11 protein-coding genes are annotated in these 12,131 nt (G+C 60.5%); 3 read left to right on the forward strand and 8 right to left on the reverse strand.

Annotated features, from left to right (window positions below; genetic code table 11):
- Nucleotides 1-2: 2 nt before the first annotated feature.
- The 4 genes from ugpC to FHT70_RS00490 form a co-directional block, all read right to left on the reverse strand.
- On the reverse strand, nucleotides 3-1,085 hold the full coding sequence (gene ugpC, locus FHT70_RS00475) for a sn-glycerol-3-phosphate ABC transporter ATP-binding protein UgpC (protein ID WP_183698294.1): 1,083 nt from the start codon (nucleotides 1,083-1,085) through the stop codon (nucleotides 3-5).
- Nucleotides 1,086-1,110: 25 nt separating this feature from the next.
- On the reverse strand, nucleotides 1,111-1,947 hold the full coding sequence (locus FHT70_RS00480) for a carbohydrate ABC transporter permease (RefSeq protein WP_085781576.1): 837 nt from the start codon (nucleotides 1,945-1,947) through the stop codon (nucleotides 1,111-1,113).
- A complete protein-coding gene (locus tag FHT70_RS00485) occupies nucleotides 1,944-2,804 on the reverse strand; it encodes a sugar ABC transporter permease (RefSeq protein WP_085781577.1) in 861 nt (286 codons plus the stop codon). The genes FHT70_RS00480 and FHT70_RS00485 overlap by 4 nt, the downstream gene beginning before the upstream one ends.
- Before the next feature lie 86 nt (nucleotides 2,805-2,890).
- Entirely contained in the window at nucleotides 2,891-4,165 is a 1,275-nt protein-coding gene (locus FHT70_RS00490; RefSeq protein ID WP_097599593.1) for an extracellular solute-binding protein, read from the reverse strand.
- Between the two features lie 86 nt (nucleotides 4,166-4,251).
- Here FHT70_RS00490 and FHT70_RS00495 point away from each other — a divergent pair, with 86 nt between their 5' ends.
- Entirely contained in the window at nucleotides 4,252-5,172 is a 921-nt protein-coding gene (locus FHT70_RS00495) for a helix-turn-helix domain-containing protein (RefSeq protein ID WP_183698295.1), read from the forward strand.
- Between the two features lie 47 nt (nucleotides 5,173-5,219).
- Here FHT70_RS00495 and FHT70_RS00500 read toward each other — a convergent pair whose 3' ends face one another.
- Nucleotides 5,220-5,612: a VOC family protein gene (locus tag FHT70_RS00500; RefSeq protein ID WP_183698296.1), complete on the reverse strand. Its 393-nt coding sequence runs from the start codon at nucleotides 5,610-5,612 to the stop codon at nucleotides 5,220-5,222.
- Between the two features lie 142 nt (nucleotides 5,613-5,754).
- On the opposite strand from FHT70_RS00500, the gene FHT70_RS00505 reads away from it, so the two are divergent.
- Complete coding sequence (locus FHT70_RS00505) at nucleotides 5,755-6,264, forward strand: GNAT family N-acetyltransferase (RefSeq protein ID WP_183698297.1); 510 nt, start codon at nucleotides 5,755-5,757, stop codon at nucleotides 6,262-6,264.
- A 4-nt stretch (nucleotides 6,265-6,268) separates the two neighbouring features.
- Here FHT70_RS00505 and FHT70_RS00510 read toward each other — a convergent pair whose 3' ends face one another.
- Complete coding sequence (locus FHT70_RS00510) at nucleotides 6,269-7,363, reverse strand: Gfo/Idh/MocA family oxidoreductase (RefSeq protein ID WP_085781582.1); 1,095 nt, start codon at nucleotides 7,361-7,363, stop codon at nucleotides 6,269-6,271.
- A gap of 10 nt (nucleotides 7,364-7,373) precedes the next feature.
- The gene (locus FHT70_RS00515; protein WP_183698298.1) at nucleotides 7,374-8,384 is read right to left on the reverse strand and encodes a Gfo/Idh/MocA family oxidoreductase; all 1,011 of its coding nucleotides are present in this window, start codon (nucleotides 8,382-8,384) and stop codon (nucleotides 7,374-7,376) included.
- Nucleotides 8,385-8,752: 368 nt separating this feature from the next.
- On the opposite strand from FHT70_RS00515, the gene FHT70_RS00520 reads away from it, so the two are divergent.
- Nucleotides 8,753-9,913, forward strand: coding sequence for a fumarylacetoacetate hydrolase family protein (locus FHT70_RS00520; protein ID WP_183698299.1), 1,161 nt, complete (start codon nucleotides 8,753-8,755; stop codon nucleotides 9,911-9,913).
- Between the two features lie 45 nt (nucleotides 9,914-9,958).
- Here FHT70_RS00520 and scpA read toward each other — a convergent pair whose 3' ends face one another.
- Entirely contained in the window at nucleotides 9,959-12,097 is a 2,139-nt protein-coding gene (gene scpA / locus FHT70_RS00525) for a methylmalonyl-CoA mutase (protein WP_183698300.1), read from the reverse strand.
- Between the last annotated feature and the right edge of the window lie 34 nt (nucleotides 12,098-12,131).

Consider the following 12,131-nt stretch of genomic DNA (forward strand, 5'->3'; position numbering starts at 1 on the left):
GTTCAGCGGAGCCGTTTGCCGGCGCCGTCGAAAAGGAATGTGCGGTTGGCGGGAAGGCCGACGGTCAGCGTCTCTCGATTGCCTGATGTGCGCGATTCCGGCCGCTCAATGATAAGTTGTTCGTCGCCGACGGCGGCATAGATGTAGCTGGTATTGCCGAGGTGTTCGGCGACATCGATGGCAACGGTAAGATCGGTATCGCCAGCACCCCCATCGACGAAATGTTCGGGCCGGATGCCGAGGGTCACTTTCGCGCCGGTTTCGATGGGATCGGCGACGCACAGCGGCAGGCGCGTCTCCGGATTGCTCACCAGCGCGATAACCGCCCGGCCCGGCTGCGCCTCGACGACCGCGGCTTTCAGGAAATTCATCTTCGGCGAGCCGACGAAGCCAGCGACGAACTGGTTGGCCGGGTCGTCATAGAGGTCGAGCGGTGCGCCGATCTGCTCGATATTGCCAGCGCGCAGCACGACGATGCGGTCGGCAAGCGTCATCGCTTCGGTCTGGTCGTGAGTGACATAGATCATCGTCGTGCCGAGCTGTTTGTGCAGCCTTGAGATCTCGACGCGCATCTGCACGCGCAGCTCGGCATCGAGGTTCGATAGCGGTTCGTCGAACAGGAAGACTTCGGGCTCTCGAACGATGGCACGGCCGATGGCAACGCGCTGGCGTTGGCCGCCGGAAAGCTGCTTCGGCCGCCGTTTCATCAGTTCGGTGATCTGCAGGATATCGGCGACATGGCTCACGCGCCGCTCGGTATCGGCCTTCGGGTTGCCGTTCATGCGCAAGCCGAAACTCAAGTTCTCCTCGACCGTCAGATGCGGATAGAGCGCATAGGACTGGAAGACCATGGCGATGCCGCGATCTGCCGGCTCGACGTCGTTGACGACCTTGCCTCCGATCCGAAGCTCGCCCGATGTAATATCCTCAAGGCCGGCGATCATCCTCAGCAGCGTGGACTTGCCGCAGCCGGAAGGGCCGACAAAGACGACGAATTCGCCGTCCTTCACCTCCAGATTGGCGCCATGGATGATCTCAAAGCCGCCGAAGCGTTTGACGATGTTGGTAAGTGAAAGCTCTGCCATTCGGCTTCCCCGATTACTTGCCCGATTACTTGATTGCGCCGGCCGCGATGCCGGCGATGAAATGGCGCTGGAGCGCCACGAAGACGACGAGGATCGGCGCAGTCAGCAGCACCGCGCCGGCCATGATGCCACCCCAGGACACTTTGGTGAGGCCGATCAACGTTCCCAATGCCACCGGAGCCGTCATCATCCCCGGTCTGGAATTGATGAGCAGCGGCCAGAGGTAATTGTTCCACGAATGCAGGAAGAGAATGATCGCCAATGCCGCCATGGTCGGGCGCGCCAGCGGAAGGGCGATGCGCAGGAAGATCTGCCATTCCTTGACGCCCTCGACGCGGGCCGCATCGAAGAGCTCGCCCGGCATCATCGAGAAGGACTGTCGCATGAATAAGACGCCGAGCGAATTGAAAAGCGGCGGCACGATCAGTGCCACCCAGGTGTTTGCCAGCTTGAACTCGCGCGCCACCATGATGAATTGGGGTATGACCACCACGGAGAAGGGCAGCGTGATCGTGCCGAGGATGATGGCGATGACAACGGACCGGCCGACGAAACGATAACGCGCCAGCGCCCAGCCGGCCATCGAGGTCAGCATCACCGAGAGCACGGTATAGATAAGCGCCACGCCGATAGAAATTACCATTGCGCCGATGAAATCGGTATCTGCCTGCAGATTTTTGAAATTCTCGACGAAATTGGTCGACGGCCACAGCACGATCTCGGGATTGAAGATGCCGTTGTCGGGCATTGTCGAGAAGACGAACATCATCCACAGCGGAAACAGCCAGATCAGCGCCAGCGGCGCTAGTGCGGCGTGCAGCGCGATCTGACGGACGAGAAGGGATTGCGACTTGGATCTCATTTCGGGTCCCTCCCGATCCAGAGATTGAAAAAGGAGATCACCACGGCGAGAGCGGCCATCGTATAGGCGATCGCCGAGGCATAACCGAAGTTCAGCGAGGTGAAACCCTGGCGGTAGAGGAAGAGCCCGAGTGTCTCGGTGCCGCCGCCCGGACCACCACGATTGGTGATGAGGAAGGGTTCGGTAAATAGCTGCATCGTGCCGATCACCGAGAGCACGACGCAGAAGAGGATGATCGGCTTCAAGAGCGGCAGGGTGATGTGGAAGAATTGCTGTGTCTTGCTCACCCGGTCGAGCGTCGCGGCCTCGTAGACATCGTCGGGGATGGCCTGCAGGCCGGCCAGGATGATGATGGCGTTATAGCCGGCCCAGCGCCATGTGACGGCGAGGATGATCACCGCCATCGCGGCATTGGCGTTGTCGAACCAGGAGATCGGGCTGAAGCCGACCGCTGAAATCATCTTGTTGATGATGCCGAAATCAAGGCTGAACATCAGCCGGAACACGGCTGCGTAGGCGACCTCGCCGACGACGACGGGGGCAAAGAAGGCGAAACGGAAAAGCGGGCGCGCTTTCAGAAGCGGCGAATTGAGCAGCACGGCCATGACGGTCGCCAGCGCGATCATCACAGGCACCTGGATCACCAGGATGATCAGCGTGTTGTAGAGAGCGTTATAGAAGGCAGGGTCGTAGAAGAGCCGGCCCCAATTGGCCTGGAAACTGTATTTCCAGGGATTGATGCGCGTGTTCTGAAAGGAAATCAGGAACGAGTCGATGATCGGCCAGACCCAGAAGGTGGCGAAAACAAGCAGATAGGGGGCGAGGAACGCATAGGCGCTCCGGGTTCTGAACGGCATCGAGCCTCCTCCTCACGAACGAATGAATGACGGGCCGCGCTGCAGGCGGGTGAAATGCCGGGCGCGGAAGCGCCCGGCATCGTCATTCATTGCGCGATGGGAAGTCCGGTTGCGGAAGCGATCTGCTTGGCGGCATCGTCGAGAGCCGCCTTCGCATCGGGATAGCCGCCGGCGAAGAATTTCGCCTGCGTTGCCTTGAAGATGCCTTCGGCATCACTTTGGAAGGCAGTGCCGCGGCTCGGCACGATCTTCGGCAGGGTCGCGAGAATGTCGGCCCAGACCTTCTGGCCGCCCCAATAGGGCTGCGGCTCGTTGACGAAAGGATCCTTCTCGGCAGACAGCAGCGACGGGACCAGACCGAATTCCTTCAGCATGGTGACCTGGCCTTCATTCGTCCCGAGGGCGTAGTTGACGAACTTCCAGGCGGCTTCCTTGTTGGCGGAGGTCGCTGAAATGGCGAGCGACGAGCCGCCGAGATTGGCGGCATGCGGGCCGTCGGCCGTCAGGCTCGGCATTCTGTAGACGCCCCACTTGCCCTTGAGATCGGGTGAGGTCGAGCGCACCGTGCCTTCATACCAGCCGCCATAGAGCTGGCTTGCGGCCTTGCCGGCGGTGTTGGCCTGAATCTTCTCGTCCCAGTTGGCTGCGGTCAGCGTGCCTGCATCCTTCATCTCCTTCACCTTCTGCAGCGCGGCGACGCAGGCCGGCTGGTTGATGGTGATGTTCTGGCCGTCGGTCGAGAAATAACCGCAGCCCTGTTCATTGGCGATCATGCGGAACCATTCGCTGTCGCCGTTGAAATCGGCCTGTGCCATGACAACGCCGGGATTGGCGGCAGAAATCTTCTTGCCGGCGGCGATGAAATCGTCCCAGGTGCTGATCGTGCTCGGATCGACGCCGGCCTTTTCGTACATGTCGCGGCGATAGAAGACGGCGACGGGACCGGAATCCCACGGCATGGCATAGGCGACATCGCCGACCTCAAGTTCGGTGCGCTTGAAGTCAGGGAACTTCGCCTGGATATCGGCCGTGTAGCCGAGCTCCTTCAGATTGGCGAAGCAGTCCGGAAAACGGCTCCAGAAGATTTCAGCCTCGAAATTTTCGATGCTGACAATGTCGGGCAAGCCGTCGCCGCCGGCAGCGCAGGCTGCGAGCGTCTTGTCGAAAACCTGGCTGTTGCCAAGATCTTCGACGGTGACCTTGATATCGGGAAATTGTTTGTTGAAGCCGGGAAGCGTGGATTTCAACGCCGATGCGGCGACATTCCAGCTCCAGATTGTGAGATTGGCCGACTCAGCGAAGGCCGAGCCGGAAGCAAGCAGTGCGACAGCTGCGGTCGCAGCGAGAAGTTTGAAGCGCATTGAAAATCCTCCCTTTTCAATTGCCGATCTTTCACGAACGCGGTTAGACTATCCGCAAGGGAGCGGCTGTCTCCTAAAAAGGGAATATGGATTTGGCGGAAAGTAAGGTCGGCACGCGCGCAATCTATCAGCCCGGCGCAAGCAGCATCGAGGGTTCGCCGACGGCACTGCAGATGTTTCACGCGCACCCGCCTGTCATGGCCATGCCGCACTGGCACGCGCAGGTCGAGATCAACTATGTCATGCGCGGAAGTGTGCATTACCGCATGAACGATCACGCGTTTCGGCTGAACGCCGGTGATATGTGCCTGTTTTGGGGTGGGCAGCCGCATCAGATGGACGAATCGTCAGATGATTCGCTCTATGCCGGTGCTCACCTGCCGCTTGTCTATTTCTTCCGGCTGCGCCTGCCGATCAGCATTTCCAGTCGTCTTATGAAAGGTGAGACGTTGCTGACCTCGGCAACGGACGCTGCTGATAACGAAAACTTCGCTCGCTGGTTTCGCTATGCCAATTCCGGTGATTCCGCCAAGGCCCAGCATGCCGTGGACGAATTGCTGCTGCGCATCGAGCGTATCGCATTCGAACCCTATTCGATGACGACATCGAAGACGACCGCCAGCCTGGACGGCGATCAGTTGCATCCCAACTCCTCGCGAAGCGTCGCGCGCATGTGCGATTTCATCGCCGCCAATTTCCTCCAGGACATCGATTCGGTCGATATCGCTCGCGCCGCGGATCTGCATCCGAAATATGCCATGAATCTTTTCAAGCGATCGACAGGCATGACGCTCAGCAAATATGTGACGCTGCTCAGGCTGTCTCGCGCCCAGGCAATGCTGATGAGCGAAGGCGCCAATGTTCTGCAGGTGGCGATGGACAGCGGTTTCGGCTCGATCAGCGCCTTCAACAAATCCTTCCGCCACATCGCCGGCATGTCGCCATCCGATTTCCGTCGCGACATCCGCCTGGTGACGACGATGCCCGCCGGCGCCTTCCGCAACTAACGCATGTTTCGCCTCGGTGACCGTCATCGGCGGCTCCAAACGCTGAGCTACCTCTCGGCGAGCTCTATCTGGATGCCATCGGGATCACGAACGAAGGCGACTTTGTGCAGAACCTCGGTGTTGATTGCCAGACGCGGCCGCTCCTTGATCTCGACGCCGGCCTTTTCCAGACGAGCGAAGGTCACCTCGACATTTTCGAACAGGAAGGTCAGGTGGCGCAGGCCGGCCGCACCGTCCGGCACGTCGACCGCCCTCGCCGCGCCTTCTGCCGGCGCGAAAATTTCCAGCATGCCGCCGCCGGCATCGAGAAAGGCGATCTCGGCGCCATCGGCCATCCTCTTGCGAAGATGCAGGCGCAGGCCGAGCAGACTGCAGTAAAAATCGACGGAGCGGTCCATGTCACTAACCGTCATGCCGACGTGTTCGAAGGATTTCAGCATGGGTGCTTCTCTCGATTCGGATTGCAAAAGGTCTAAGGCTTTCAAGGAGGATCGAAGGGCGTTGACGGCAGTCGACGAGGCAGTCGGTTGTGCTCTGTGGACGTCACCTGTACGGTGGGAGTAAAAACGGGGTCAGAACCATATGCATATTCGAAGGGCGGTATCCGCCGACGCGGAGGAGCTGTGCAGTCTCCTGAACAAACTCATTCTGGCCGGCGGAACAACCGCACTCGAGACGCCGTTGACGGCAGCGGAATTCGCGGATTGGTTCATCGACGGCGAGTTCCCCCTTATCTGTCATGTTGCGGAGCATGATCGGTCGCTTGCCGGCTTCCAGTCGTTAAGTCTCTACGGCGATCCGCCGAGAGGTTATGCCGATATCGCGACATTTGCCCGCATGAACCCCAAAATTTCCGGCGTCGGCAGTGCCCTTTTTCCGGCGACGCTGGCAGCAGCCGACGAACTCGGGCTTGAATTCATCAATGCGACCATTCGTGCCGACAATCTCGCAGGTCTTGCCTATTACACAAAGATGGGCTTTGAGCCTTATGACCGGCTCATTCAGGTCCCGCTTTTGGACGGAACGCCGGTCGATCGGATCAAGAAGCGTTTCAGGGTGGATGCCAAGCGCCGCCCGGCATCCACCTCGTAATCGTTCAGAGGCCGTCGGACCTACGCTGTTCTTCCGGGAGCCAGGAGCGATAGAGCGGATGATCGGCGGCAATCGGCATCGGCGTCGGCCGGCCGGTGCGCTGGGAGAAATAAGCGGCCGTCACCAGCTCCAGCGAATTGCGGGCATCCTGCAACGTCACCGGCGGTTCCGTGTCCTCGACGATCGCCCTGTGGAAAAGCTCGAACTGGCGGGTATAACCATCCTCGCCCGGCACATAGGCGGCGAGGGCCGCATCCACCCGCGCCTGGTGCTCTTCGGTCCCGGCGGTAAAGACCCAGGGATCGCGGCCCATCGTATAGGGTTCGAGGATGCTCTCGGCGACGAGATCGCTGAAGCAGAAACGCAGCCGTGAGATTTCCTTGCGCGAGCCGAGCGTCATCGACAGCGTCGCCAGCGAGCCATTCTGCATTCTCACCGAGAGGGCGGCCGTATCCTCGACCTCGATCGGATTGACCAGCGTCGCCCCATAGGAAAATACTTCGGCGCAGGGACCGTGCACATAATTCAGCATGTCATGGGCATGGATCGCGTGGCCGAGAAGGCCGCCGCCGAGTTCGCTCGCCCATTTGCCGCGCCACGGCACGGCGTAATAATCCGGCCCGCGCCACCAATGGGTCTCGATCGTCGTCAGGAACGGCTTGCCGGCAAGGCCCTGCTCGATCAGCAGTTTCAGCTTCTGCAGGCCGGAGCCGTAGCGATACTGAAAGATCGGCATCAGCTTCCTGCCCGGGAAGCGGGCGAGGATGCGGCCCATCTCATCGACTTCGGCAATCGAGCCGAAGAGCGGCTTCTCGCAAATCACATGCTTGCCGGATTCGATTCCCTTGCGGCAGAGTTCGAAATGCGAGCTCGGTGGCGTCGAAATGTCGATGATGTCGAGATCGTTCCGGGCAAACAGCGAATCCGCATCCTGCGTATATTCCGCAATGGCGAATTCGTCGCACAGCGCCCGGCCGCGATCCTCGTCCAGCGAGCAAAGGACGGGAACCTCGAAGAGATCTTTGTTCCAGCCGAAGCCCGTTAGGTGCCGCGCGGCTATACCAGCGCCGATAACGCCGACGCGTAATTTCCTGGCCATGATATCCTCCTCAGCGAGCGCCGATACGCGCGGCTTTCGTCTGGGCTTCGAGCGAAAGCCGGCAGACTTCGAAAACGTGATCCTGCGTCATCGCCGTTTGCGTGCGGTTAGCGACATCGGCGGTGAACGCGTCGAAATAATCGAGCTTCTCACTGCTGCAATCGATATGGGTCATTTCCTTGCCATTGACGAGGAAGAGGTGATCCTTGCCCGGCCTACCGGCAATATCGATATATTTGCGCAGCTCGATATAACCCTCCGTACCGAGGATGGTGAGGCGGCCGTCGCCCCAGGTCGGCAGCGCCTCCGGGGTGAACCAGTCGACGCGGACATAACCGGCCGCCTTGTCGGAGCGCAGCAGCACCTCGCCGAAATCCTGGAAGGCGGGTTTATCGGGCATGCCGAAATTACCGATCGAGCTGGCGATGACTTCGCCCGAGGTCGAGCCGGTATAGAACAGGAACTGATCGACCTGGTGCGAGGCGATGTCGACGATGATGCCGCCGAAATATTCCGGATCGAAGAACCAATCGGGTCGGGTCGGCAACTGCAGCCGGTGCGGACCGACGCCGAGCGTCTGAATGACCTTGCCGATCGCACCTTCCTTAACCAGCTTGCCGGCCTTGACGGCGGAGCGCACGCAATGGCGCTCGGAAAAGCAGATGGAGAAGATCTTGCCGGTCTCGGCAACGGTGCGCTTAACCTCCTCGAGCTGGGCGAAGGTCGTCACACCCGGCTTGTCGGTCATCACGTCCTTGCCCGCTTTCATCGCGCGGATGGCGAGCCCGGCCCGGTCACGCGGAATGGCGGAAATGCAGATGACATCAATCGAGGGATCGTCGAACAGTTTCTCCCGGCCGATCTGCGGCGCATCGGGATAGGTCTTCTCGAAGGCTTCCCGCAATGCCGGCACGGTGGTCTGCGGGCAATAGCCAACGAACTCGCCGCCTGCGGCGAGCAGTCCCTTCACGTGATCGAACGTATGCCCATGGTCGATTCCGACGACGGCAAATCTCAACATCGCTGCAATATCCTCCCGGGATTTTCGTGCGGCCGGCTGGTGCCAGCATCCTCCATATCGGCCAAAACAGATAACGAAAGCTGGCTCCTGTCAAGGCAAGCTGGGGGGTGAAATCGCCAGTGTTCGTATTCAACCATCTGAAAAATAAAGCTTATTATGTATCTAAATAGTTATTTATAACCTTCATTCGAATTGATGCAGGCAGCAGATCCGCTTTTCAATCCGATCCGGCAAAAGTCTTTTTCCCCCGCCTATCTTGCTCCGCTCTGCCGAATGTGATCGATTTCGGCGGCCGCCGGGCTGGAGGGCGGCAACAATCTCGGAATTCTTTCAAGAGCGCTCGCCGCTGCCTGTAACGGAGGATCACCATGTCTCATCCCCTTCTCGATGCTGCCGCTTCCGGCGGAATTTTTGTCGGGCGCGTCTGGAATCCCGAAGTTGCCGGCCCGAGCATCGTGACGCTTCGTGACGGAATGCTCATCGACATCACCTCGCACGAGGCTCCGACGCTGAGCGCCCTGCTCGAGAGCCAGAATGCCGCGGGCTTCGTCCGAGCCGCAAGTGGCAAGGAGATCGGTCCTCTGGAGGAGATTGCCGCCAACAGCACCGGAAAACCGGATGCCGGACGGCCCTACCTCCTAGCGCCCGCCGACCTGCAGGCGGTCAAGGCCTGCGGCGTCACCTTTGCCCAGTCGATGATCGAACGCGTCATCGAGGAGAAGGCGGCCGGCAATCCCGATCGTGCCGCCTCGATCCGTGAGCGCGTCAGCGCGCTGATCGGCGGCAGTCTCACCAACCTCAAGGCCGGTTCGCCCGAGGCCGCCAAGGTCAAGCAAGCGCTGATCGACGAGGGAATGTGGTCGCAATATCTTGAGGTCGGCATCGGCCCCGATGCCGAGGTCTTCACCAAGGCGCCGGTGCTATCTTCGGTCGGCTGGGGTGCCGATGTCGGCCTGCATCCGATCTCGACATGGAACAATCCGGAGCCGGAAATCGTGCTCGCGGTCAACAGCCGCGGTGAAATCAAGGGAGCGACGCTCGGTAATGACGTCAACCTTCGCGATGTCGAAGGGCGCTCGGCGCTCCTGCTCGGCAAGGCCAAGGACAACAACGCCTCCTGCTCGATTGGTCCGTTCGTCCGGCTGTTCGATGCCGGTTATGGGCTGGATGAGGTGCGCAGGGCCGAACTCGATCTGAAGGTAACGGGGCAGGACGGCTTCGTGATGCATGGGAAAAGCTCGATGTCGCAGATCAGCCGCGACCCGACCGATCTCGTCAAACAGACGCTTGGCCCTCATCATCAATACCCCGATGGTTTCATGCTCTTTCTCGGAACGCTGTTTGCGCCAACGCAGGACCGTGATGCGCCGAAGCAAGGCTTCACGCACAAGATCGGCGATGTCGTCGAGATTTCCTCGGCCGGGCTCGGCACGCTCGTGAATACCGTGCGCCTCTCCACCGAATGCCCGCCGTGGACCTTCGGCATATCGGCACTGATGCGCAACCTTGCGACGCGCGGGTTGCTCTAAGCAAAGTGCGCAGCGGGTTGCCTCCGGCTGCGCAGATTTTATGAACTACTGGTTTCGCCGTTTGCCCTCTAGCAGGTCGAGAACGGAGTTTGCCGCTTCCAGAACGTTCGTGCCCGGGCCGAACACGGCCGCAACGCCGTGTTCATGGAGGAATTCATAGTCCTGTCGTGGGATGACGCCGCCGCAGACGACGATGACATCGTCGCCACCCTTTTCCCTGAGCCTCTCGACCAACTGCGGCAGCAGCGTCCTGTGGCCTGCGGCGAGCGACGAGACGCCGACGACATTGACCTTTCGATCAAGCGCCAACTCGACAGCCTCGTCAGGCGTCTGAAACAGCGGACCGGCGAGCACGTCGAAGCCGATGTCGCCGAAGGCCGAGGCGATCACTTTAGCGCCCCGGTCGTGCCCGTCCTGACCAAGCTTGGCGACCATGATTTTCGGCCGGTATCCCATCGCTTCCGTCACCCCTGCCATACGCTCCCTCAGGACGGCAAGTTCCGGCTCATTGTCATAGGCTTCGCCATAGACTCCCCTGATGACATCAGGTGTCGCGGCATGATCACCAAAGGCAGCGCGCATCGCATCCGATATCTCGCCGACAGTGGCGCGGGCCCGCGCCGCCTCGATGGCGGCCGCCAGCAGATTGCCCTTGCCGCTGCGTGCGGTTTCTGCCAGGGCGGCCAGCGTTTCGCGCACGGCGCTGCTATCGCGCCGCCGCTTCGTCTCCTCGATGCGGCGGATCTGCGCGTTGCGCACTGCGCTGTTGTCGATCTCCAAAATGTCGATCGGCTGTTCGTTGTCGAGCCTGTAGCGGTTAACCCCGACGATGACCTCCTCGCCCTTGTCGACGGCGGCCTGGCGGCGCGCCGCCGCTTCCTCGATCAGCCGCTTCGGCAAACCGTCGTTGACAGCCTTCGTCATGCCGCCAAGCGCTTCCACCTCCTCGATTAGAGCCCAGGCCTTGTCGGCGAGTTCCTTCGTCAGGCTCTCGACATAATAGGAGCCCGCCAGCGGATCGACCACCTTGGTCACTCCGGTTTCATGCTGGAGGATTAGCTGGGTGTTGCGGGCGATGCGGGCGGAGAATTCCGTCGGCAGCGCAATCGCCTCGTCGAAGGAGTTGGTGTGCAGCGACTGCGTGCCGCCGAGCACGGCCGACATCGCCTCGAAGGCAGTGCGGATGATGTTGTTGTAGGGATCCTGCTCCTGCAATGAAACGCCGGAGGTCTGGCAATGGGTGCGAAGCATCAGCGAGGATGCCTTCTTCGGCCGGAACTCCTCCATGATGCGGGTCCAGAGCAGCCGGGCGGCGCGCAGCTTCGCCGCCTCCATGAAGAAGTTCATGCCGATCGCAAAGAAGAAGGAGAGTCTTCCGGCGAAATCATCGACGTTGAGACCCTTGGCAATTGCCGCCCTGACATATTCGCGGCCGTCGGCCAGCGTGAAGGCAAGCTCCTGGACCAGCGTCGCGCCGGCCTCCTGCATGTGATAGCCGGAGATCGAGATCGAGTTGAATTTCGGCATCTCCCTTGCCGTATAGTCGATGATGTCGGCAACGATCCGCATCGAAGGTTCTGGCGGATAGATATAGGTGTTGCGGACCATGAACTCCTTGAGGATGTCGTTCTGAATGGTTCCCGATAGCTCGGCCCTCGGCACGCCCTGCTCTTCGCCGGCGACGATGAAGGAAGCGAGGATCGGAATGACGGCGCCGTTCATGGTCATTGAGACCGACATGTCACCAAGCGGAATGCCGTCGAACAGGATTTTCATGTCCTCTACGCTGTCGATCGCGACGCCCGCCTTGCCGACATCGCCCTCGACGCGAGGGTGGTCGCTGTCATAACCGCGATGGGTGGCAAGATCGAAGGCGACCGACAGGCCCTTCTGGCCGGCAGCGAGATTGCGGCGATAAAAGGCGTTCGATTCCTCTGCTGTGGAGAAGCCGGCATATTGGCGAATGGTCCATGGCCGGCCGGCATACATCGTCGCGCGCGGTCCGCGGGTAAAGGGCGCAAAACCGGGCAGCGAGCCGAGATGCGCGGCGCCTTCGAGGTCCTCAGCGGTATAGAGCGGCTTGACAGCGATGCCTTCCGGCGTGTGCCAGGTCAGGGTTTCGGGTGAGGCGCGCAGCTCCTTCTGCGCAAGCTCCGCCCAATCCGACAGCGTCTTCTTCGTCATGCGTTCCTCCGGCTGCTTCATCGCCACCTTATCA

It is taken from the genome of Rhizobium sp. BK049 (genome assembly GCF_014193135.1).
Taxonomy (GTDB): Bacteria; Pseudomonadota; Alphaproteobacteria; order Rhizobiales; family Rhizobiaceae; genus Rhizobium.